At 70.2% G+C, this 20,797-nt stretch carries 22 protein-coding genes, 1 tRNA gene and 1 pseudogene; 11 read left to right on the forward strand and 13 right to left on the reverse strand.

The window, feature by feature from the left end; translation table 11 throughout:
- Positions 1-7: 7 nt before the first annotated feature.
- From V2J18_RS05470 to wrbA, 4 genes are all read right to left on the reverse strand, one after another.
- Positions 8-628 carry an ECF-type sigma factor gene (locus V2J18_RS05470; RefSeq protein ID WP_336131280.1) on the reverse strand — a complete coding sequence of 207 codons (621 nt, stop codon included), beginning with the start codon at positions 626-628 and terminating at the stop codon, positions 8-10.
- A gap of 525 nt (positions 629-1,153) precedes the next feature.
- Entirely contained in the window at positions 1,154-1,639 is a 486-nt protein-coding gene (locus tag V2J18_RS05475; protein ID WP_064747348.1) for an asparaginase domain-containing protein, read from the reverse strand.
- 115 nt (positions 1,640-1,754) lie between these two features.
- Positions 1,755-2,114, reverse strand: a complete 360-nt coding sequence (locus tag V2J18_RS05480; RefSeq protein WP_064747347.1) for a DUF2069 domain-containing protein — start codon at positions 2,112-2,114, stop codon at positions 1,755-1,757.
- Positions 2,111-2,704, reverse strand: coding sequence for an NAD(P)H:quinone oxidoreductase (gene wrbA / locus V2J18_RS05485; protein WP_336131281.1), 594 nt, complete (start codon positions 2,702-2,704; stop codon positions 2,111-2,113). Before wrbA ends, V2J18_RS05480 begins: the two co-directional genes overlap by 4 nt.
- Before the next feature lie 98 nt (positions 2,705-2,802).
- Between wrbA and V2J18_RS05490 the strand changes: the two genes are divergently transcribed.
- The 3 genes and pseudogenes from V2J18_RS05490 (at position 2,803) to V2J18_RS05500 (ending at position 5,020) form a co-directional block, all read left to right on the forward strand.
- Positions 2,803-4,068, forward strand: a complete 1,266-nt coding sequence (locus V2J18_RS05490; protein ID WP_064747345.1) for a YihY family inner membrane protein — start codon at positions 2,803-2,805, stop codon at positions 4,066-4,068.
- Between the two features lie 2 nt (positions 4,069-4,070).
- Positions 4,071-4,643: pseudogene (locus tag V2J18_RS05495) on the forward strand (TlpA family protein disulfide reductase); the annotation flags it as partial.
- Between the two features lie 107 nt (positions 4,644-4,750).
- Complete coding sequence (locus V2J18_RS05500) at positions 4,751-5,020, forward strand: acylphosphatase (RefSeq protein WP_064747344.1); 270 nt, start codon at positions 4,751-4,753, stop codon at positions 5,018-5,020.
- A 100-nt stretch (positions 5,021-5,120) separates the two neighbouring features.
- On the opposite strand, the gene V2J18_RS05505 is transcribed toward V2J18_RS05500, so the two are convergent.
- Positions 5,121-5,966 (reverse strand): DUF2145 domain-containing protein, encoded by an 846-nt coding sequence (locus tag V2J18_RS05505; RefSeq protein ID WP_064747343.1) that lies wholly within the window; start codon positions 5,964-5,966, stop codon positions 5,121-5,123.
- A complete protein-coding gene (locus V2J18_RS05510) occupies positions 5,963-6,316 on the reverse strand; it encodes a hypothetical protein (RefSeq protein ID WP_064747342.1) in 354 nt (117 codons plus the stop codon). The genes V2J18_RS05505 and V2J18_RS05510 overlap by 4 nt, the downstream gene beginning before the upstream one ends.
- A 202-nt stretch (positions 6,317-6,518) precedes the next feature.
- On the opposite strand from V2J18_RS05510, the gene V2J18_RS05515 reads away from it, so the two are divergent.
- Positions 6,519-7,280, forward strand: a complete 762-nt coding sequence (locus V2J18_RS05515; RefSeq protein WP_064747340.1) for a helix-turn-helix domain-containing protein — start codon at positions 6,519-6,521, stop codon at positions 7,278-7,280.
- A 209-nt stretch (positions 7,281-7,489) separates the two neighbouring features.
- On the opposite strand, the gene ppk2 is transcribed toward V2J18_RS05515, so the two are convergent.
- From ppk2 to hemA, 7 genes are all read right to left on the reverse strand, one after another.
- On the reverse strand, positions 7,490-8,287 hold the full coding sequence (gene ppk2, locus V2J18_RS05520) for a polyphosphate kinase 2 (protein ID WP_064747338.1): 798 nt from the start codon (positions 8,285-8,287) through the stop codon (positions 7,490-7,492).
- Entirely contained in the window at positions 8,284-8,661 is a 378-nt protein-coding gene (locus tag V2J18_RS05525; RefSeq protein WP_064747357.1) for a helix-turn-helix domain-containing protein, read from the reverse strand. The genes ppk2 and V2J18_RS05525 overlap by 4 nt, the downstream gene beginning before the upstream one ends.
- A gap of 5 nt (positions 8,662-8,666) precedes the next feature.
- On the reverse strand, positions 8,667-9,185 hold the full coding sequence (gene moaB / locus V2J18_RS05530; RefSeq protein ID WP_064747336.1) for a molybdenum cofactor biosynthesis protein B: 519 nt from the start codon (positions 9,183-9,185) through the stop codon (positions 8,667-8,669).
- 47 nt (positions 9,186-9,232) lie between these two features.
- Entirely contained in the window at positions 9,233-10,957 is a 1,725-nt protein-coding gene (locus V2J18_RS05535; protein WP_336131282.1) for an O-linked N-acetylglucosamine transferase, SPINDLY family protein, read from the reverse strand.
- A 22-nt stretch (positions 10,958-10,979) separates the two neighbouring features.
- Positions 10,980-11,438, reverse strand: coding sequence for a GNAT family N-acetyltransferase (locus V2J18_RS05540; protein ID WP_064747332.1), 459 nt, complete (start codon positions 11,436-11,438; stop codon positions 10,980-10,982).
- Between the two features lie 286 nt (positions 11,439-11,724).
- Positions 11,725-12,807 (reverse strand): peptide chain release factor 1, encoded by a 1,083-nt coding sequence (prfA, locus tag V2J18_RS05545; RefSeq protein WP_064747331.1) that lies wholly within the window; start codon positions 12,805-12,807, stop codon positions 11,725-11,727.
- A 60-nt stretch (positions 12,808-12,867) separates the two neighbouring features.
- Complete coding sequence (gene hemA / locus V2J18_RS05550; RefSeq protein WP_064747329.1) at positions 12,868-14,178, reverse strand: glutamyl-tRNA reductase; 1,311 nt, start codon at positions 14,176-14,178, stop codon at positions 12,868-12,870.
- 332 nt (positions 14,179-14,510) lie between these two features.
- Here hemA and V2J18_RS05555 point away from each other — a divergent pair, with 332 nt between their 5' ends.
- The 7 genes from V2J18_RS05555 (at position 14,511) to pth (ending at position 20,725) form a co-directional block, all read left to right on the forward strand.
- Positions 14,511-16,166, forward strand: a complete 1,656-nt coding sequence (locus V2J18_RS05555; protein ID WP_425606099.1) for a tetratricopeptide repeat protein — start codon at positions 14,511-14,513, stop codon at positions 16,164-16,166.
- Positions 16,163-17,164 (forward strand): lipoprotein insertase outer membrane protein LolB, encoded by a 1,002-nt coding sequence (gene lolB, locus V2J18_RS05560; protein ID WP_075575044.1) that lies wholly within the window; start codon positions 16,163-16,165, stop codon positions 17,162-17,164. The genes V2J18_RS05555 and lolB overlap by 4 nt, the downstream gene beginning before the upstream one ends.
- Before the next feature lie 38 nt (positions 17,165-17,202).
- Positions 17,203-18,090: a 4-(cytidine 5'-diphospho)-2-C-methyl-D-erythritol kinase gene (gene ispE / locus V2J18_RS05565; protein ID WP_336131283.1), complete on the forward strand. Its 888-nt coding sequence runs from the start codon at positions 17,203-17,205 to the stop codon at positions 18,088-18,090.
- An 18-nt stretch (positions 18,091-18,108) separates the two neighbouring features.
- Positions 18,109-18,185: transfer RNA gene (locus V2J18_RS05570), tRNA-Gln, on the forward strand.
- 105 nt (positions 18,186-18,290) lie between these two features.
- On the forward strand, positions 18,291-19,250 hold the full coding sequence (locus V2J18_RS05575) for a ribose-phosphate diphosphokinase (RefSeq protein WP_064747326.1): 960 nt from the start codon (positions 18,291-18,293) through the stop codon (positions 19,248-19,250).
- Between the two features lie 174 nt (positions 19,251-19,424).
- Positions 19,425-20,084: a 50S ribosomal protein L25/general stress protein Ctc gene (locus V2J18_RS05580; protein ID WP_064747325.1), complete on the forward strand. Its 660-nt coding sequence runs from the start codon at positions 19,425-19,427 to the stop codon at positions 20,082-20,084.
- A gap of 59 nt (positions 20,085-20,143) precedes the next feature.
- On the forward strand, positions 20,144-20,725 hold the full coding sequence (gene pth, locus V2J18_RS05585) for an aminoacyl-tRNA hydrolase (protein ID WP_336131284.1): 582 nt from the start codon (positions 20,144-20,146) through the stop codon (positions 20,723-20,725).
- The last annotated feature ends 72 nt before the right edge of the window (positions 20,726-20,797 follow it).

Consider the following 20,797-nt stretch of genomic DNA (forward strand, 5'->3'; position numbering starts at 1 on the left):
GCGCCGTTCAGTTCGCTGGAAGGTCCAGCGAGTCGCCCTGGCCCAGGCGTGCGATCAGATAGCTGCGTGCGGTACGCCACTCGCGTCGGATCCGGTCTTCGCCGACTCCCAGCAGATGGCCGATCTCTTTGTCGCTCAAGCCTCCGAAGTAGCGCAGTTCGACGATCGAGACCAGCCGTTCGTCGACTTTGCCCAGATGCTCCAGCAGTTGGTCCATCAGCACCAGTTGCTCCATCCGTGCGTTCTCGCCGATCCGATGCTCGCCCTCAAGGGGGACGAATTCGATCCGGCTGCCGCGCTTGTCGGCGACGGCCTTCTTGGTTTCGTCGAGGATCGCGTAGCGCATCGCGCGGGCGATCAGGGCGATGAGGTGGAAGCGGTTCTCGGCCGAGGCCGCGGCGCCGGCCATCTTCAGCCAGGCCTCGCTGATCAGCGAGGTCGGCGACAGGGGGGCGCGGCGTTGGCGCTGCCGCAACTGGGCGCGGGCGAGCCGGTGCAGGTCCTGGTAGATCCGGGTGTAGATCAGGTCCCAGGCATCGCTGCGCCCGTCGCGGGCCTGGTGCAGCAGGACGGTCACCGACTCGACCGTAGCATCCGGCAGGGACCACACGGGTTGGGCGGCGGGCATGGTAGGAGCGGCTCCAGGCGTGGACGCAATTCGAATTGTGATTTCTATCACCAAATTAGGCCACCCTTGGCCGTGCTCAGGGCGACGAGCGGGGTTTTGGGGGGGATCAGTGCGGAAAAGCCCATTCTTGCGCCCGGGCTGCCTGGGAACGCGAACCGCTCATCCGCACACTCCGCCAGCCCAACCCGCTGCTGGGACGGGTCAGACCCCGGGGCGGTACGCCGAGTATGCCCAGGCGCCGATGCATGGCGCTGCCAAGTGGGTCCGATGCGCCATACGCGTCGGCTTCCCGCCCTGCGCGTTGCGGGAGGTGACCGGGCAGGCGAGGGCGAGTCGCGGACCGGAAAAGGTCGGCGTTGCGGCTGGAGGAGGGGAGCTGCAGCTATCGCCGTGTGAGGGCGCCGCGATCCGGCGAGGGCTCGAGTAGCGGAGGATGCCCCAAGCGGCGTTGCGGAATCGTTTCGAAGAACGGGCGCCACTGGGCGGCGCCCGCTGGACCGGCAACCTGCGGGTGTCGTCCGCGGGTCAGATCGCTTCGAAGCGGTTGGCTTCGACGTTCTTGCGCACCTTGGCCGGATCCCAGATGCGGCCGTTCATGGCGATATAGACGCCGGCCGGCAGCGATTGCACGGCGCCGACCGCGGTGCCGATGTTGAACTCGGCGTCGGAGCCGCGGAAGCGCGCCGGGTTGAGCGCGCCGGTCAGGACGATGGTCTTGCCGGGAATGGTCGCCAGCACCTTGGCGGTCTCGACCATGCTGTCGGTGCCGTGGGTGACCAGCACGTGCTGCGCGTCCTGGGCGGCGATGGTGGCGCGGATCAGCTCGCGGTCCTGCGCGGTGATGTGCAGCGAGTCCTTGCGGATGATCGGAATCACGCTGTAGCGGAACGCGACGCCGAGCTCGTCGAGGATGTGGCCGATCTGCGGTTCGCCGATCTGGTAATCGGACTTGTCGTCGAAGTAGATCTTGTCGATCGTGCCGCCGGTGGTGACGATGCAGAGCTTGTCCATCTCGGGTGAGTCGCGTGGTCGGGAACGGGCCCCGATTATAGGCCCGCAGCGCGGGCGCCGGCCCGCGGCGGGCACCGTCCGCACGCGTATCCCCGTCAGGCGCGGCGGGACGGGGTCAGTGGCGGCCCCGTTTGCCGAATCGGGCGGCCAGGCCGGGCTGGTTGGCGGCGAAGATCACGGTCAGGGCCAGGACCAGTTCGATCCAGGCGTAGAGGCGTTCGGGCGGGGACGACCAGGCCAGCATCACGCCGTGGCAGAACCAGGCCAGGGCGCAGACGCCCGACCAGTAGGCGGCGCGGCGGCTGCGCCGCCACACGCCGAACGCCAGCAAGGCCGGCGGCAGCACGAACACCAGCAGCCCCGCCAGCACATGCCGCTGCGGCAGCAGATACCACAGCGAGAACAGCGCGCTCAGGGCGAGCAGGGCGGCCAGCAGCAATGTCTGTGCGAGGCTGCGCGGCGGTTGCGCGGTCACCGGCTCACCTTGACGACCAGTTCGGCGACGCGGCGGCCGAGCGCGCGCGCGAGGATGGCTTCGTCCTCGCTGAGTTGCGGGTCGTCCTGGGCGCCGGCGACGTGGCTGGCGCCATAAGGAGTGCCGCCGCTGCGGGTGTGGCTGAGCGCGGGTTCGGTGTAGGGAATGCCGAGCAGGACGCAGCCGTGGTGAAGCAGGGGCACCATCATCGTCAGCAGGGTCGATTCCTGGCCGCCGTGCTGGGTCGCGGTCGAAGTGAACACCGCCGCCGGCTTGCCGACCAGGGCGCCGCTGGCCCATTCCGCGCCGAGCCCGTCCAGCCAATGCTTGACCGGCGCGGCCATGTTGCCGAACCGGGTCGGGCTGCCGAGCACCAGGCCGGCGCATTCGGCCAGATCGCGCGCTTCCACGTAGGGGGCGCCTTCGTCCGGCACCGGCGGCGCCGCGGTCTGGGTGATCGCGGCCACCGGCGGCACGCTGCGCACGCGCGCGGCGACGCCGTCGACTTCGCCGATCCCGCGCGCGATCTGCCGCGCCAGTCGCGCGACCGAACCGCCGCGGCTGTAATAGAGCACCAGTACTTCGCTCATCGGAGTCTCCTCTGCGCCGCACAGGATACGGGAGCGGGCCGGGCTTGGCGCTGCGGCCTGCATGTCCCGCCCACGTCGCATCGGTTACCCTGCGGCGGATGGAACCCCTGGACTCGATCTACCGCTGGAGCGAACGGGTGCGCGACCGCGCCCGCATCGGCACGTTCTTCCGCTTCCTGGCCCGGCGCTTCCTCGACGACAACCTGTTCCAGGCCGCCGGCGCCCTGTCCTACACCACCGTGTTCGCGCTGGTGCCGTTGTCGATGGTGGTGTTCGGGGTGTTGTCGGCGTTCCCGATGTTCGGCGAGTGGAGCGACCGGCTCAGCGACTACATCTTCTCCAACTTCGTGCCCTCCGCGGCGCGTTCGGTGGAGAGCTATCTCAAACAGTTCTCGGCCAATGCCGGCCAGCTGACCACCGCCGGCGTGATCGCCCTGGTGGTGTCGCTGCTGATCACCCTCAACGGGGTCGAGGCGGCATTCAACCGGATCTGGCGCATCCACTCGCCGCGGCCGCGCCTGGGCCGTTTCCTGGTGTATTGGACCGTGCTGACCCTGGGCGCGCTGTTGGCCGCGGCCAGCCTGGCGATCTCGGCGCGTTTCTTCGCCATGGACGTGTTCGCCACCGAGCCCGGGCGCTGGCTGGAGGGCCTGCTGCTGCGCACCGCGCCGATGGCGCTGGAGTGGATCGCCTTCGCCGCGATCTACCGGGTGGTGCCGCACCGCACGATCAAATGGCGGCACGCGATCGCCGGCGCGTTCCTGGCGATGGTGTTGTTCGAGCTGATCAAGAGCGGCATCGGCTTCTACCTCGGCAGCTTCGGTTCGTACTCGAAGATCTACGGCACCCTGGCCTTCGTGCCGATCTTCCTGCTGTGGATCTACCTGAGCTGGATCGCGGTACTGCTCGGCGCTTCGCTGTCCTCCTCGATTTCGGCCTTCCGCTATCAGCCGGCGTCGATGCGGCTGCCGCTGGGCTTCGAGATGTACGGCCTGCTGCGCCTGCTGGCGCGCTTCAACGGCGCGCGCAAGCTCGGCCGCGGCCTGCACATCGACGAGATCCAGCAGCTCGAGCCGATGCTGACCGACGCCCTGATCCAGCAGATGCTGGAGCAACTCGGCGAGATCAACGTGGTGCGCCGGGCCGAGAACGGCGAATGGCTGCTGGCGCGCGACCTCGACGAGCTGTCGCTGGGCGAACTGTACGAAGCCTGCAACCTGCGCATCCCCATCGCCGAGGCGGTGCTGCCCTGCCGCGACGACTCGCTGGGCCAGTCGGCGATGGCGGCGATGGACGAGTTGCGGGTGCCGCTGCGCGCGCTGATGAAGCGGCGCGTGTCCAGCATCCACGCCGAAGAGGAGTGACCATGATCCGTCCGTACATCCGATGCCTGTTGCCGGTCGCCGCATTGGCGCTGGCGGCCTGCCAGCCGCAAACGCCGCCGGCCGACACCGCCAAGCCGGCGCCCGCGGCGCAGGCTGCGCCGGCACCAGCACCAGCACCAGCACCGGCACCGGCACCGGCAGCAGCGTCGACGAGCGACACCCCGGGGCTGCGCATCGCCACATTGGACGGCAAGACGTTCGATCTGGCCGAGCATCGCGGGCGCTGGGTGCTGATCAACTTCTGGGCGACCTGGTGCGGCCCCTGCATCAAGGAAATGCCGGAGCTGTCGGCGCTGGACGCCATGCGCGAGCACATCGAAGTGATCGGCCTGGCCTACGAGGAGATCGAGCCGGCGGACATGCAGGCCTTCCTCAAGGAGCATCCGGTGTCCTACCCGATCGCCTTGGTCGACGTGGCCTCGCCGCCGCCGGCCTTCGACACGCCGCGCGGCCTGCCGATGTCGTATCTGATCGCGCCGGACGGCAAGGTCGCCGAGAAATTCCTCGGCCCGGTCGACGCGAAGAAGATCGAAGAGGCGATCGCCAGGGCGGGTGGGCCGAAACCCGGCGAGGCGCCGGCAGCGCCGAAGCCGGGCGAGAAATCCGCAGCAGCAGCGGCGCCGCAAGCGGGCCGGGATGGAGGCCCTTCGGGCGGTAACACGTGAGCGCCGCGCGCTTCTTCGTCAGCGGCAAGGTGCAGGGCGTGTGGTTCCGCGCCAGCACCCGCGAACAGGCGCGAACCCTGGGCTTGCGCGGCTATGCCAACAACCTCGCCGACGGCTGGGTCGAAGTGCTCGCCGCCGGCGACGAAGCCGCGATCGAACGTCTGGCGCAGTGGCTGCGGCAGGGGCCGCCGAACGCGCGCGTGGACTCGCTGCAGCGCGAGCCGGCCGACGAAACCGAAGCCGGCTCCGGCTTCCTCTGCGGCTGAATCAGCCGCGTCGCCCTCCCGTCCTCGCGGGCGGTTCGTTCTTTGAAAAAGGGTCGGGACGCTGGGCTGCCGCCTGCGCGATCAGGCACCGGCCCACCGATCACAACGCCCCCAGCCGCTCCATTTCATACCCGCCGCGCCACTCCTGTTGCGCCTGCACCCGTCCGCTGCGTACCAGGTACTCGACGATCGCGCGCACCGTCACCACCGGATAGTCGCCGCCCAGCCGCGTGCTCACCGGGTGGTCGGTGAAAGCGATATTGCTGCCGAACAGACCGCCCAGCACGCGTTTGGAATAGGGGATGCGCACCCGGTCGGGACGAAAACCGTCGCGCTCGGCGGCGCGATAGGCCGGGCCGCGGCCGGCGCCGGAAACGCCTTCGTTCAAGGATGCGCCCACGGTTTCCAGCACCCAGGCGGTGGAGTTCTGGTACGCGGCGCTGCCCGGGCGAGCGATCAGGTTGTAATGCGGTTGATGCAGCGATTGCTGCGGCAGCGCACGCAGGCGATTGGCCAGGCGCTGCGCGAGTGCCTGCTCCAGCCAGACGATGCGCGCGTCCTGGTTGACCAGGTCGTCGGCGAAGAAATTCACCAGCCCCTGGGTGTACAGGCCGGAGCGATCGCTGCCGCACTCGTTGAGCAGATGCACCGCGGTCCAGCGCCCGGCGCGATGGTCGCGGACCACGAAGCCGATATGGCTGTAGACCAAGCCCTGCGCCGACAGGTCGGTGCCGACCCGCGCCACCAGGGCCAGGGGCGCATCGCGCCGCTCCAGCGCGTCGGCGACGGTCAGGGCGGTTTGCGCCGCGGCGGCGAGCTTGTCCGCGCCGAGGCTGCGGTGCTCGCAGCCGGTGCCGGCCGCGGCGGCGAGCGGATGCAGTGGCAAGGTCAATGAGGCGGCCCACAGCAGGGCGCGCAGTACGCGAGGGCGGAGGGCGGCGCTCATGAGCCCATGCGCTCGCTGTGCATCAGCGCGCGGGCGCGCTCGTTGGGGACGAAGCACAGCGCCTCGCCGGCGACGGTGCCGATCAGCCAGCCGGAGGCGACCACGGTCACCACCACCGCTTGGCCGACCTTGAGGCCTAGCCGTGCGGCCTGCTGCGCCGACAAGGCGATCACGATCGAGGTGCCTGCGGCGGCGGCCGAGACCGTGACCGCGGCGCCCTGGGCGCTGGCTTCGATCGCCGCGACCGAGAAGCGCGCCCCTTGCGACAAGGCCTGCGCCGCGGCGGCCGGGACGTCCACCGAGGCCGCCAGACTGGCCTCGGACTGACGGCTCAGGCCGTCGGACTGCACCGCCGCAAAGGCTGGCGTCCCTGCCAGCGGGCCAGCGGCGGCCGAAACGGCCAGAACCAGGGGAAGCAGACGGTCGGCAATCCTTGGCACTCGCGCCACCTCGTTCGGGACCGTGGCCAGACTCGGACGCCCCGCGGCGACTGGCAACAATCATCGACAAGGTGGCTCGGATTTCCATCGTCAGTAGCGTATTTTGCTACCCATGGCGCTTACCCTCGAACTCGTCGATGCCCTCAAGCGGTTCCTGCGCGCGCAGGAGCTGACCTATCGCGACCTGGCCGGCCGGCTCAAGCTCAGCGAGGCGGCGGTCAAGCGCATGTTCTCGCGCCGGGCGATGAGCCTGCGCCGCCTGGAGCAGATCTGCGAAGTGCTCGACATCGGCCTGGCCGAACTCAGCGCCGAGGCCGGGCGCGGCCGCGCGCCGATGGCCATGCTCAGCGAGGCGCAGGAACAGGCCCTGGTCGACGACCCGGCGCTACTGGTGGCGCTGTTCCTGACTCTGAACCGCTGGAAGCAGGCCGACGTGCAGGCGCATTTCGTCTTCGACGACGTGCGCTGGACCCAGCTGATGGTGCGCCTGGACCGGCTCGGCATCATCGAGCTGATGCCCGGCAACCGCGGCCGGCCGCTGACCGCACGCAACTTCCGTTGGCGCGCGGACGGCCCGATGGAACGCTATTTCCGCCACCATCTGCTCGGCGACTTTTTCGCCGACCCCTTCGACGGCGAGCAGGACGTGCTGTTGCTGCTCAGCGGCTCGCTGAGCATCGCCGGCATCCGCGAACTCAAGCAGCGCCTGGGCGAAGTGGCGCGCGAGTTCGACGCGCTGCTGGCGCGCGACGCGGCCCTGAGCGCGCAGGAGCGGGTCGGCGTCAGCCTGGTGCTGGCGCAGAAGCCCTGGCTGTTGCAACTGTTCCACCCGTTCCGGCGTTCGCAGGGCGACGGGCCGCAGCCGTCGGGCTGATAACCGGTTTCTCGCGTTGTCCGCCTTCCTGTAGGAGCGGCGTGAGCCGCGACCAACCGCAGCGGTGTACGCCAGCGTTTCGGCGGAAGACCGGATGCGGGCTTTGGATTCGCCGACGCGCGGCCGCAGATCCGGGCTTCGGGGGGAACGCGCTTTCGCACATCTCTTCGGTTGGTCGCGGCTCACGCCGCTCCTACATAAGGGCGGCGTCAATCGGTCTTCTTGCGCTTGTTGCCGGTCGCCGGGATCGGCTGCACCACCCCGTAGCGTTCCGTCGACGGCTTGCCCTTGAGCTTGGGGAACTTCAGCGGCGCCGGTTCGATCTTGGTATCCGGCAAGCGCGAGAGCAGATCGCGGATCAGGCTCAGCCGGCCTTGGCGTTGATCGTTGAAATCGACCAGGGTCCACGGCGCATGCGCGGTGTGGGTCGCTTCGAGCATGGCTTCGCGCGCCTGGGTGTAATCGTCGTAGTGCTTCCGCGCGCCCAAGTCGATCGGCGACAGCTTCCAGCGCTTGAGCGGGTCTTCCAGGCGTTCGGCGAAGCGCTGCTCCTGCTGTTCCTGGTCGCAGCACAGCCAATACTTGAACAGCAGGATGCCGTCGTCGGTCAGCAACTTCTCGAACGCCGGCGCCTGGCGCAGGAAGGCCTGGACCTGCTCCGGCGTGGCGAAGCCCATTACCCGTTCGACGCCGGCGCGGTTGTACCAACTGCGATCGAACAGGACGATCTCGCCGGCGGCCGGCAGATGCGGCACGTAGCGCTGGAAATACCACTGCCCGCTCTCGCGTTCGCTGGGCTTGGACAGCGCGACGATGCGGCACTGGCGCGGGTTGAGGTGGTCGGACAGGGCGCCGACCACGCCGCCCTTGCCGGCAGTGTCGCGGCCTTCCAGCAGCACCGCCACGCGCCGGCCGCTGTGCTGCAGCCAGCGCGCCATCGCCACCAGCTCCAGCTGCAAAGGTTCGAGCTGGGCTTCGTATTCCTTGCGCTTGAGCGGCTTGCTCATCGGGCGGCCTTCTTGCTTGCGCGTTTGCGCGGCGTGCGCGGCGGCGCGCTGCGGCGGGTGCCGGCCATGCCGGCGGCGACCTCGAGCAGGGCGCCTTGCTGGCGCGAGTTGAGCGCGCGGTAGGCGGCGAGCAGATCGTGTTCGCCCTGGGTGCGGGCCGGGTCCAGGGTGCTGGCCAGTTCGGCCAGCAGGGCGCCGGCCGGCACGCCGAAGGCGCGCGCGAGCGCATCGAGCTGATCCTTGCCGGGCAGTTTCTCGCCGCGCAGCCAGGCGCTGACCGTCGCCGCGCCGGCGCGCGGTATCGCGGTGGCCAGGTCGGCGACGCTGAGGCCGCTGGCCTTGGCCAGCAAACGCAAGGTCGTGTCCAACGACATGCCGATCACTCCTTCAGGCGCGGACGCAGGGTGGCGAGATTGCACGGCTTGGTACGCGCGTCGAGCTGAGCGCGGACGATCTTGTCCCAGGCGGTGCGGCAGGCCGAGGTCGACCCCGGCAGGCAGAACAGGAAGGTGGCGTTGGCCAGGCCGGCGAACGCGCGCGATTGCAGGGTCGAGGTGCCGATCTCATCGAAGCTGATCGCGCGGAACAGCTCGCCGAAACCCGGCATCTCCTTGTCCAGCAACGGCAGCAGCGCTTCCGGAGTCGAATCGCGACCGGTGAAGCCGGTGCCGCCGGTGACCAGGATGCCGTCGACCGCTGGATCGGCGATCCACTGCGAGACGACCGCGCGCATCCGGTAGCGGTCGTCGGGCAACAGCGCGCGCTCGGCCAGGCGGTGGCCGGCGTCGCTCAGCGATTGCACCAGATAGTCGCCGGAGCTGTCTTCGGCCAGGGTGCGCGTGTCCGACACGGTCAACACGCACAGATTCAGGGGAATGAAATCGCGTTCGGCGGTCATGCGCGCAGCCTAGCGCAAAACGCAGGCGGCGAAGTGGGCCGCGCGGGTCAGCGCTCCGGCCCCTGCAGCGGCGCCGGCGCCAGGCCCTTGCGCTGGCGCCGCGCCAGCGCAAGGGTCATCGCGGCGAAGTCGACCGCGAAGCCGTCCATGTCGAACAGGCCGCTGTCGGCGCGGCGCGCGGCCAGCTCGGCGCGCAATGCGGCCAGTGCGGCGGGGTCGTTGCCCAGCGCGGCGGCGCGTTCGACGAAGGCGGCATCGTCGGCGACGTTGAGCGAGTCCAGGCCGAGGTGGTGGTTGAGGCTGCCGGCGACGCGCGCGGCGAAGGTCGCGCCGGGCGCGGTCAGCACCGGGCAGCCGGCCCAGATCGCATCGGAGGCGGTGGTGTGGGCGTTGTAGGGACCGGTGTCGAGGAACAGGTCGGCGTGGCCGAGCCGGGCCAGGTACTCGGCCTGCGGTTGCTTGGGCATGAACACCAACCGCTCCGCGGCCACGCCTTCGGCCGCGGCGAATTCGCGCAGGCGCTGGTCGGCGCGGCCTGGGCCCGACAGCAGCCACAGCAGGCTGCCGGGCACGGCGCGCAGCACCGCCAACAGGCGCGCGACGCTGCGCGGGTTCAACTTGTAGCTGTTGTTGAAACAGCAGAACACCACGCCCGTGTCCGGCAGGCCGCACTCGGCGCGCGTCGGCGCCGGGGCCGGCACGCGGCGGGTGTCGGAGGGCTGGAAGCAACGCGGCAGCCAGGCCGGGGTTTCGCTGAAGTCGGCGGCCAGGGATTCGGGCAGCACGTAGCGATCGGCGAGCACATAGTCGATCCACGGCGCGCCCGAAGTGCCCGGATAGGCCAGCCAGTTGACCTGCACCGGCGCCGGCCGCATCGCCAGCACTTCCGGCGTGCCGCCGCCGCCCCAGCCGCGCAGGTCGTACAGCACGTCGATGCCGGCACGGCGGATGGTCGCGGCGATTTGCGCATGCGGCTGCTGGGACACGTCGTGCAATGCGTCGGAGGCGGCGTGCAGGCGCTTGCGGATCGCGCTGCCGTCGTCGCGGTTGAGCGCGAACAGATGCACGGACAGGCCGCCGCGGCGGTGCAGGGCCTCGAACAGGGCCACCGTCAGCAGGCCGGTGGGATGGGCGCCGAAACCGTTGGACAAAAAACCGGCGCGCACCGGCGCCGCGGCCTCGCGCGCAGGCGCCGGCGGCAGCGGTCGCACCGATTGCGCGACCAACTGCGCGCGCAGGCTGGCGCAGCGGCGTTGCTCGGCGGCGCTGGCGTCTTCGCTGAGAAAGGCGAAGGGTTCGACCGAGGCGCGGCCTTGCGCCACCGCTTCGCGAACCAGCCGCGACAGCGCCGGCAGCTCGCGCCAATCGCATAGTTTGCGCCGCCAGGCCAGCAGATAAGCCGCCAGTTGCGGCTCGCGCGGCGCCAGCGCATAGGCGCGGCCGTAGGCGTCGAGCGCGCCCTCGGCGTCGCCGACGTCTTCCAGCGCATGCGCCAGCCAGACCGCGATGCCCGGATGTTGCGGCGCCGCGCGTGCGGCCTCGCGCAGGCTGGCGACCGCGTCCTCGCGCCGCCCCTGCATCCATTGCGCGCGGCCCAGCCGCGCCAGCGCCTCCGGATGCCCGGGCCGCAGCGCCAGCGCGCGCCGCGCGGCGGTCTCGCCGCTGCGCGCGTCGCCGGCGTCGAGTTCGTGCTCGGCCAGAACTATCCAGGCCATCGCATCGCCGGGATTTCGCTGCAAGGCCTGGCGCAGCGGCAGGCGCGGATCGTTCATCGCGTCGAGTTCCGTGCGGCGCTCACGCCGCGGCCAGCGGCAGGTGATAGCGCTGGGTGCCGTCGTAACGTTGCCAGCCGGCGGCATCGTACAGCGCCTGGGCCTGGCGATTATCGTGGTCGGTTTCCAGTTCCAGCCGTACCGCGCCGTCGGCGCGGGCGAACTCGACCGCCGCGTCGAGCAAGGCGCGGGCGACGCCGCGGCGGCGCGCGTCGGCGTCGACGTAAAGATCGTTGAGCACCCACACCCGCGCCGCGCGCACCGAGGAGAACGTCGGATACAACTGCACGAAGCCGGCACCGTCGCGGCCGTCCAGGTTCGCCAGCCACAGCGCCGAATCGCCGCGTTGCAGGCGTTGGGCGATGAAGTCGCGCGAGCGGCCGGCGTCTTCGCGGCGGGTGTAGAAACAGCGGTAGCGCTCGAACAGCGGCGCGAGCAGATCGAGGTCGCCGGGGCCGGCGCGGCGGACGGAAAGGCTCATGCGGGAGGCGGTCCGATCGGGGAGGCCCGATTATGGCCGCAGCCGTCGTGCGGCGTCATGACCGCCGGCTGCGAATCCGCAGCGACGTTGTAGCACGGGCGTTGGCCGCGACCCACCGCAGCGGTGTGCGCAAGTGATGCGGTAGAAGACCGGGGGCGAGCGTGGCCGGAAAACCCACCGATCTTCCGGGCGGTGGATCGTTCGCTTCCGTTCGTCGCTGCGGTTGTCGCGGCTTATGGCCGGAAGAAATCCCTGGAGGGACGCCGCTCCTACAGCGGGAGCGGATTCAATCGGCCGACAGCCGCGCCAGCTCGTCGGCCTGGTGCTCGTGGATCAGGCGGCCGATCAGCGCGTCGAGATCGCCGGCGACGATGTTGGGCAGGTCGTACAGGGTCAGGCCTTCGACACGGTGATCGGTGATCCGGCCTTGCGGGAAGTTGTAGGTGCGGATGCGCTGGCTGCGGTCGCCGCTGCCGACCTGCAAGCGCCGGTCCTGGGCCTGCGCCGCCGCGGCCTTGGCCGCCGCGGCATCGGCGAGCATCGCCTGCAGGCGCTTGAGCGCCTTGTCGCGGTTGGCGTGCTGGCTGCGCTCGGTCTGGTTCTCCACCACCGTGCCGGTCGGGACGTGGGTGATGCGGATCGCCGATTCGGTCTTGTTGACGTGCTGGCCGCCGGCGCCGGAGGAGCGGAAGGTGTCGATCTTCAGGTCGGCCGGGTTGATCTCGATCGGCTCGCCTTCCGGCTCGACCGCGATGATCGCCACCGTCGCCGCCGAGGTGTGGATGCGGCCTTGCGACTCGGTTTCCGGCACCCGCTGCACGCGGTGGGTGCCGGACTCGAACTTGAGCCTGGAATAGGCGCCGCGGCCTTCGACCCGGGCGATGATTTCCTTGTAGCCGCCGTGCTCGCCGGGGTTGGTCGATTCGATCTCGACCTTCCAGCCCTGGCGCTCGGCGTAGCGCGCATACATGCGGAACAGATCGCCGGCGAAGATCGCCGCCTCGTCGCCGCCGGTGCCGGCGCGCACCTCCAGGTACAAATCGCCTTCGTCGCGCGGATCCTTGGGGATCAGGTGGGCGAGCAGTTCCACGTCCAGGCGCTGCAATCGCTCCTGCGCCGCGGCGATCTCCTCCTCCGCCAGCTCCCGCAGCTCCGGGTCCGAACGCATCGCCTCGGCCGCGGCCAGGTCGGCCTTGGCGCGGGTCTCCTCGGCCAACGCCAGCGCCACCGGTTCGAGCTGGGCGAACTCGCGCGAGAACTTGCGGAAACGCTCGCTATCGCCGATCACGCCCGGGTCGGCGAGCAGGCGCTCGAGTTCTTCGCGGCGTTCGACGAGCGCTTCGAGTTTGCGGCGCAGGGTGGGGGTCATTGGCGGGCCGGGAATGGGGAACAGGGAATAGGGAATCGAAACGGCAGCAGCGCAACGACGCTAACGCTCGTCGGCGTCCGGCGAATCCGCCGTATCCATTCCCCATTCCCCATTCCCCATTCCCGGCTTCACCGCCGGAAACATCTTGTCCGCCGCCCGCGCCAGCTCCGGATTGCCGGTCAGTGCCGCCTCGCGCAGGGCCACGGTCGGGGCGTGCAGGAGGCGGTTGGTCAGGGTGTTGGCGAGGAAGTTCAGCACCTGGGCCGGGTCCTGCCCGGCGGCGAGCTGGGCCTGGGCCTTGGCCAGGACTTCGGCGCGCGCGACTTCGCCGTGCTCGCGCAGGCGCTTGATCGGCGCGGTGCGGGTGCTGGCGGCGAGGGTTTCGACGAAACGCGCGACCTGCAGCTCGACGATGGCCTCGGCTTCGGTGGCGGCCTCGCGGCGGCTGCGGCGGTTGTCTTCGATCGCCCGCTCCAGATCGTCGACGGTGTACAGGAACACGTCTTCCAGGTCGGCGACGTCGGCGGCGATGTCGCGCGGCACGGCCAGGTCGAGCAGCAGCATCGGCCGATGCTTGCGTTGCGCGCGCGCGGCGGCGACGTCGGCGCGGCGCAGGATCGGTTCGCGGCTGGCGGTCGCCGACAGGACGATGTCGGCTTCCCCCAGGTGGCGGTCGAGTTCGCTCAGCGGCAGGGCGAAGCCGCCGTGGCGGCTGGCCAGGTCCTGGGCGTGGGCGAGGGTGCGGTTGGCGATCAGCAGGCGCTTGGCCTTGGCCTGGACCAGGTGGCGCGCGGCCAGCTCGATGGTCTCGCCGGCGCCGATCAGCAGCACGGTCGAGTCTTCCAGCCGGGCGAAGGATTCCTGCGCCAGCCGTACCGCGGCCGAAGCCACCGAGACGGGATTGGCGCCGATGCGGGTGTCGGTGCGGGCGCGCTTGGCGGTCGAAAAGGCTTGCTGGAACAGTCGGTCGAGCTGGCTGCCGAGGCTGCCGGCGGCGCGCGCCACCGCCCAGGCGTCCTTGACCTGGCCGAGGATCTGCGGCTCGCCGAGCACCAGCGAGTCCAGCCCGGTGGCGACCCGGAACAGGTGGCGCACCGCATCGGCGTCGCGGTGACGGTACAAATAAGCGTGCAGATCGCCGGCATCGTCGGGATGCGTAGCCAGCCACTCGGCCAGGGCGCCGCCGTCGTCGTCGGCGACCGCATAGACCTCGGTGCGGTTGCAGGTCGACAGCAGCGCGACTTCGCGCACCGGCGCCAGAGCGCGCAGCGCGGCCAGCGCCGCCGACACCGCGTCGCCGGAGAACGCCACCCGTTCGCGCAGGCTGACCGGCGCGGTCTGGTGGTTGATCCCGAGCACGAACAGGCTCATCGGTGCGAGCGGTTTCCCACCGTCGCGCCGGCCGGGCGCATCGCCGTCGCAACGCGGCGAAAAAGTTTCATCGTTCGGCGAGGGCGGCGGGACATCGGTTCAGGTGCTTGCGATAAGCTGCGGGCTGCTGAAGGCCGCCATTCTACCGGCCCACTGGTCCCGACGTGGTTTTCTACGCATCGATTTTCCCGATCGGTCCCATAGACGCCGCCTGCGACGCGGCCGGCGACGGCAGGAACGCCGCCCCCGCACCGCGCGCGACGGCGCTGGCCCGGCGCATCGGCGCCGCCCTGGTCGGCCTGCTGCTCGCCGCCCCGGCGCTGGCCGCGACCGTGCCCTCGGCGCCGTCCGCCGCCGCGCTGGCCGCCGCCCGGACCACCATCCGCGAGCGCGCCGCCGCCGACCCGACCGGCGCCTCGCTGGAAGCGCTGATGAGCGGCGAATTCGCCCTTCAGGCCGGCAAGCTGAACGATGCCGCCGCGGCCTATCTCAAGGCCGCGCGCGCGGCCGGCGACCGCGAGCTGGCCGAACGCGCGACCAACATCGCCGTGCTGGCCAAACAGGACCAGGTCGCCGGCGAGGCCCTGGCGCTGTGGCGCAAGCTCGGCGGCCAGGGCGGCGGGGTGGCCGCGGCCGAGGCCACTTTGTCGCTGCGCCGCGGCGACGATCGCGCGGCCCTGCGCCAGCTCAACGAATTGATGGCCGCCGACCCCGAGGCCGGCTGGCGCCAGGTGCTGGTGGTGCTGACCACCGGCTCGAAGAACCCGGAACAGGCCGGGCGCGTGCTGGAGAAGATCGTCGACGGCGGCAAGATCCCGCCGCGCAATCTGATGGCCTGGGTCGCCTTCGGCGGCTTGTCGCAGCGCCTGGACCGGCCCAAGCTGACCGAGCGCATCGTCGAGGAAGTGGTCGAGCGTTTTCCGGGCGAGCCGCGCGTGGCCCTGCTGCGGGTCAGCCAGTTGCGCGAAGACGGCAAGACCGACGAAGCGCGCAAGCTGCTGCAGACCCTGGAGCCGCAGGCCGACCGCGACACCAGCCTGCGCGCGCTGGTCGCCGAACAGTACGAGGCGCTGAAGGACTTCCAGGCGGTCGCCGCCGTGCTCGGGCGCGGCCCGCAGGACGAGCAGACCTACGCGTTGCGCGCGTCCTATCTGGCCCGCGCCGAAGACAAGCCGACCCTGACCCGGCTCTATGACGAGCTGCGCGCCAGCGCGGCCAAGCCCGATCCGGCGCGGCGTCTGTTGCTGGGGCAGTTGGCCGAGTTCCTGGAGCGCAACGAAGAGGCGCTGACCTGGTACCAGGGCGTGCCGGGCGGTTCGCAGCGTTCGCTGGCGCGCCTGCGCAGCAGCAACGTGCTGCACAAGCTCGACCGCGCCGACGAGGCCTATGCCAACCTGCGCGCGATGCAGGCCGACGCCGCGATCCAGGACGACGCGCGCCGCGACGCTTATCTGCTGGAAGCCAACCTGCGCGCCGACGACAAGAACGACGCCGGCGAGAGCGATGCCTTCGCCCGCGGCCTGGCGGCGTTCCCGGACGAGCCGGAAATTCTCTACGCCCGCGCTCTGAGCTGGGAGCGCCGCGACGACATCGCCCGCGCCGAGGCCGATCTGCGCCGGATCCTGGTCGCCGAACCGGACAACAGCGCCGCGCTGAACGCGCTCGGCTACACCCTGGCCGACCGCACCACCCGCTACCAAGAAGCGCTGGAGCTGATCGAGCGCGCCCGTGCCGCCGAGCCGAACAACTACGCGGTGATCGACAGCTACGGCTGGGTGCTGTATCGCCTGGGCCGGGTCGCCGAGGCCGAAACCGAACTGCGCCGGGCCCTGACCCTGCAGAAGGACGCCGAAGTCGCCGCCCACCTGGGCGAAGTGCTGTGGCAGACCGGCAAGCGCGAGGAAGCGCGCAAGTATTTCGATCAGGCCAAGCAGATCGATCCCGACAACCGCTCGCTGCTGCGCGCGCTGAAGAAGCTGGGTTTATGAGCGCCGCAGCCCCTCTGTCCGCGCCGCGTCCTGCGGCGCGCCTGTTCGGTGTCGCGGCCTTGGCGCTGCTGCTCGGCGCCTGCGCCAGCGCGCCGGGCAAGCGTTCGCCGCCGTCAGGGCAGGTCGTGCCGGCCGCCGACGCCGCTGCGCGCGAGGCCGCGCGCGTCGCCCGCCTGCGCGGCCAGGACGCGTGGGCGTTGAGCGGCCGCATCGCCGTGTCCAACGCCGGCAAGGGCGGCAGCGGCCGGATCGAATGGAACCAACGTGGCGACGCCTTCGACGTGGCGCTGAGCGCGCCGGTGACCCGGCAGAGCTGGCGGCTGAGCGGCGGCCCCGACGGCGCCCGCCTGGAAGGGCTGGACGGCGGTCCGCGCGAGGGCGGCGACGCCGCCGCGTTGCTGCGCGAAGCCACCGGCTGGGAGATCCCGGTCGCGGCCTTGGCCGACTGGCTGCGCGCGCTGCCGGCCGGCGGCGGCGCGCAGGCGCAGATCGCCCCGGAGGCCGACGGCCGCCCGCAATCGATCGAGCAGGGCGGTTGGCGGATCGGCTACGAATGGCCGGCGACCGGCGACTTGCCGGCGCGGCTGGACGCGCGCCGCGACGGTGCCCGGGTGCGCTTGATCGTGGACCAGTGGCAGGGGCTGGCCGACGCCGATTCCAGCATGCCCGAGCCCGCTGCCGAGAGCCAGGCCGAGCAACTGCAGCGCGAGCTGTCGCAGCTGGATCTGAACGATCCGGCCGCCGACCTGCGCCGCAACGTCGCCCGAGGCGACCGGCGCCCGATCGGCGTGTGCGGTTTCGCCTGCCTGGCGCCGGGGCTGCCTCAGGGCGAGCAGCCCCAGCGGCAGGGCCTGCGGATCTTGTCCGGTACCGGCGATGTGGTCGAAGGCGAGCGCCATGAACGCCTGATCGAACAGGCCCGGGCCTATGCCACCGCCTACAACCGGGCCCTGGGCGACTGGTTGCGCGCGCATCCGTCCCGCTCGCCCCGTCCCTGACGATCGCCGGTTCACCCGACTCGCCGTTGCGCCCCGCCATGTCCGATCCGCTTCCCTTCGCCGCCAACACCGAGCCTGGCTGGTCGATCTGGCCTGCCCCGGCCAAGCTGAACCTGTTCCTGCGCATCGTCGGCCGCCGCGCCGACGGGTATCACCTGTTGCAAACCGTGTTCCGTCTCCTGGATTGGGGAGACACGATCCGCCTGCGCCTGCGCAGCGACGGCCGGGTGGTCCGCCACGGCGGCTCGGTGGCCGGCGTGGCCGAGGCCGACGACCTCACCGTGCGCGCCGCTCGCCTGCTGCAAGTGGAGTCAAAATGCAGTCAAGGTGCCGACATCGTCGTCGAAAAGCGTATTCCGGCCGGCGGTGGCTTCGGTGGCGGCTCGTCCGACGCGGCGACCGTGCTGGTGGCCCTGGATGCGCTTTGGGGCACCAACCTCGGCGTCGAGCGCCTGGCCGCGCTGGGCTTGCGCCTGGGCGCCGACGTGCCGGTGTTCGTGCGCGGTGATAACGCCTGGGCCGAGGGGGTGGGCGAGGACCTGCGCCCGATCGCGCTGGCGCCGGCCTGGTATGTGCTCGCCGATCCCGGCGTCCATGCCCCCACCGCGGCCCTGTTTCAATCCCCTGAATTGACGCGGGATGCCGCGCCCGCGACAATATCGGACTTCGTTTCGGGTTCGCCGCTCGGGAATGCGTTCGAGCCGGTGCTGCGTCAGCGCGAGGCCGCCGTCGAGGCCGCTTTCGCCGCTCTGTCGCGGATCGGTTCGCCACGCCTGACCGGCTCCGGCAGCGGCTGTTTCGTCGAGTTCGCGAGTCGCGAATCGGCGCAGGCGGCGCTGGCGGAACTGCCCTCCGGCCTGCGGGCCTGGGCGGCCGGCGGCGCAGCGCGCTCGCCGCTGCGCGATGCGCTCGAAGCGAGAAGCTGAAAACACGCGTGAACACACAGGGGCGTCGCCAAGTGGCCCAAGGCACCGGGTTTTGATCCCGGCATTCGTAGGTTCGAATCCTACCGCCCCTGCCATTTCGTGGGATTGGAGATTTGGGATTCGGGATTCGTACCAAGGCACGACATCGCAGCCGCCGCTACGAATCTCGAATCCCAAATCCCGAATCCCGGTCAAAGACAGTGCAAAACGATCGCAACCTGTTGGTGTTCAGCGGCAACGCCAACCGTCCGCTTGCCGAAGCGGTGTGCAAGGAGCTCGGCATCCGGCTCGGCAAGGCCCTGGTGGGCCGCTTCTCCGATGGGGAAGTGCAGGTCGAGATCGAAGAGAACGTGCGTCGTCAGGAAGTGTTCGTCATTCAGCCGACGAACGCGCCGACGGCCGAGAATTTCATGGAACTGCTGGTCCTGATCGACGCGCTCAAGCGCGCCTCGGTGGCCAGCGTGACCGCGGTGGTGCCGTACTTCGGCTACGCCCGCCAGGACCGCCGCCCGCGTTCCTCGCGCGTGCCGATCACGGCCAAGGTCGCGGCCAAGATGTTCGGCGCGGTCGGCGCCGACCGGGTGCTCACGGTCGATCTGCATGCGGATCAGATCCAGGGCTTCTTCGACATCCCGGTCGACAACGTCTACGCCTCGCCGCTGCTGCTCGCCGATATCTGGCGCGCGCACGGCACCGACAACCTGATCGTCGTGTCCCCGGACGTCGGCGGCGTGGTGCGCGCGCGAGCGATCGCCAAGCGCCTGGACGACGCGGACCTGGCGATCATCGACAAGCGCCGTCCGCGCGCCAACGTCGCCACGGTGATGAACATCATCGGTGACGTGTCGGGCAAGACCTGCGTGCTGGTCGACGACATCGTCGACACCGCCGGCACCCTGTGCGCCGCCGCGGCGGCGCTCAAGGCGCAGGGCGCGCAGAAGGTCGTGGCCTACTGCACCCACCCGGTGCTGTCGGGCGCGGCCATCGACAACGTGACCAAGTCGCAGCTGGACGAGCTGGTGGTGACCGACACCATCCCGCTGACCGCCGCGGCGCGGGCCACCGGCCGCATCCGCCAGCTCAGCGTCGCCGAGCTGCTGGCCGAAACGATCCGCCGCATCGCCTTCGGCGAGTCGGTCAGCTCGTTGTACGTCGACTGATTTCGGGATTGGGGATTCGGGATTAGGGATTCGTTGAAGCAGGGGCGGCGCCACCGCCTTGCGAATCCCAAATCCCGAATTCCCATTCCCCGCTCCAAAGGCTCACCTGGTCGCGGGTGAGTCTCCAAAGCCGCCGCGAGGCGGTCTCAACGCTGTAAAACCGAGTACAAGCAAATGTCCGAACACATCATCAAGGCCACTGGCCGCAACGTCGAGGGGAAGGGTGCGAGCCGCCGCCTGCGTCGTGCCGCCAGCATCCCGGCCATCGTCTACGGCGGCACCGCCGCTCCGCAGCCGGTCCAGCTCGACCACGAGAAGATCTGGCTGGCCAGCCAGCACGAGTGGTTCTACTCCTCGATCCTGAGCCTGGACGTCGACGGCAAGGTCGAGCAGGTTCTGCTGCGCGACATGCAGCGCCACCCGTTCAAGCAGATCATCATGCACCTGGACTTCCAGCGCGTCGACGCCAACCAGGCGCTGCGCGTGGCCGTGCCGCTGCACTTCCTCAACGAAGACAAGTCGCCGGCCGGCAAGTCCGCCGATGTCGTGGTCACCCACGAGCTCAACGAAGTCGAAGTCAGCTGCCTGCCGAAGGACCTGCCGGAGTTCATCGAAGTCGATCTGTCGGCGCTCAAGGTCGGCGACATCGTCCATCTGTCGGAGCTGAAGCTGCCGAAGGGCGTGGAAATCCCCGAGCTGAAGCTGGGCAAGGAACACGACGTCGCCGTCGTGATCGCCAAGCACGGCAAGGAAGAGGTCGTCTCCGACGCCGAGGCCCCGGCCGCCGAAGTGCCGGCCGCCAAGGTCTCGAAGAAGGACGAAGACAAGAAGTGATCGCTCGCCGGCGCGCTCTTTCGGGCGCGCCGGCTCGCGTTCGCGGATTGTCTTGATCCATGGCGGGACTGCGCCTGATCGTCGGCCTGGGCAACCCCGGCGCCGAATACACCCGGACCCGGCACAACGCCGGGTTTTGGTTTGTGGACGCCCTGAACGAGAAGTTCGGCGGCCGCTTCGGCCTGGAGTCCAAGCTGTTCGGCGAGACCTCGAAGATCGAGATCGCCGGCCGGCCGGTGTGGCTGCTCAAGCCGGCCACCTTCATGAACCTCTCCGGCAAGTCGGTGGCCGCGGCGTTGCGCTACTGGAAGATCGAGCCGGACGAGGCGCTGTTGGCGCACGACGAACTCGATCTGGCGCCGGGCACCGCGCGGCTCAAGTTCGACGGCGGCCACGGCGGCCAGAACGGCCTGCGCGACACCGTCCAGCACCTGGGGCACGGCGAGTTCCACCGCCTGCGCCTGGGTATCGGCCATCCCGGCCACAAGGACAGGGTCACCCCCTGGGTGCTCGGCCGTCCCGGCAAGGACGACGAGGCCGTCATCCTGCGCGCCATCGACGAGGCCATCGACGTCATGCCACTGGCCGTGCAGGGCAATTTCCTGGACGCGATGACGCGTCTGCACACGCAGCGGCATTAGGGATTGGGGATTCGGGATTGGCAAGAGCCAACGCTGGGCTTTTGCGAATCCCGAATCCCGAATCTCGAATCA

The sequence above is a fragment of the Lysobacter firmicutimachus genome (assembly GCF_037027445.1).
GTDB classification, from domain to species: domain Bacteria; phylum Pseudomonadota; class Gammaproteobacteria; order Xanthomonadales; family Xanthomonadaceae; genus Lysobacter; species Lysobacter firmicutimachus.

Excerpts from the sequence above, each read along its gene's own strand:
- moaB (WP_064747336.1), bottom strand. The coding sequence starts at position 9,185 with ATGACCGCCGAACGCGATTTCATTCCCCTGAATCTGTGCGTGTTGACC.
- hemA (WP_064747329.1), bottom strand. The coding sequence starts at position 14,178 with ATGAGCCTGTTCGTGCTCGGGATCAACCACCAGACCGCGCCGGTCAGC.
- wrbA (WP_336131281.1), bottom strand. The coding sequence starts at position 2,704 with ATGAGCGAAGTACTGGTGCTCTATTACAGCCGCGGCGGTTCGGTCGCG.
- V2J18_RS05540 (WP_064747332.1), bottom strand. The coding sequence starts at position 11,438 with ATGAGCCTTTCCGTCCGCCGCGCCGGCCCCGGCGACCTCGATCTGCTC.
- V2J18_RS05525 (WP_064747357.1), bottom strand. The coding sequence starts at position 8,661 with ATGTCGTTGGACACGACCTTGCGTTTGCTGGCCAAGGCCAGCGGCCTC.
- V2J18_RS05505 (WP_064747343.1), bottom strand. The coding sequence starts at position 5,966 with ATGAGCGCCGCCCTCCGCCCTCGCGTACTGCGCGCCCTGCTGTGGGCC.
- prfA (WP_064747331.1), bottom strand. The coding sequence starts at position 12,807 with ATGACCCCCACCCTGCGCCGCAAACTCGAAGCGCTCGTCGAACGCCGC.
- V2J18_RS05535 (WP_336131282.1), bottom strand. The coding sequence starts at position 10,957 with ATGAACGATCCGCGCCTGCCGCTGCGCCAGGCCTTGCAGCGAAATCCC.
- V2J18_RS05475 (WP_064747348.1), bottom strand. The coding sequence starts at position 1,639 with ATGGACAAGCTCTGCATCGTCACCACCGGCGGCACGATCGACAAGATC.
- ispE (WP_336131283.1), top strand. The coding sequence starts at position 17,203 with ATGTCCGATCCGCTTCCCTTCGCCGCCAACACCGAGCCTGGCTGGTCG.
- pth (WP_336131284.1), top strand. The coding sequence starts at position 20,144 with ATGGCGGGACTGCGCCTGATCGTCGGCCTGGGCAACCCCGGCGCCGAA.
- V2J18_RS05490 (WP_064747345.1), top strand. The coding sequence starts at position 2,803 with ATGGAACCCCTGGACTCGATCTACCGCTGGAGCGAACGGGTGCGCGAC.
- ppk2 (WP_064747338.1), bottom strand. The coding sequence starts at position 8,287 with ATGAGCAAGCCGCTCAAGCGCAAGGAATACGAAGCCCAGCTCGAACCT.
- V2J18_RS05515 (WP_064747340.1), top strand. The coding sequence starts at position 6,519 with ATGGCGCTTACCCTCGAACTCGTCGATGCCCTCAAGCGGTTCCTGCGC.
- V2J18_RS05470 (WP_336131280.1), bottom strand. The coding sequence starts at position 628 with ATGCCCGCCGCCCAACCCGTGTGGTCCCTGCCGGATGCTACGGTCGAG.
- V2J18_RS05580 (WP_064747325.1), top strand. The coding sequence starts at position 19,425 with ATGTCCGAACACATCATCAAGGCCACTGGCCGCAACGTCGAGGGGAAG.
- lolB (WP_075575044.1), top strand. The coding sequence starts at position 16,163 with ATGAGCGCCGCAGCCCCTCTGTCCGCGCCGCGTCCTGCGGCGCGCCTG.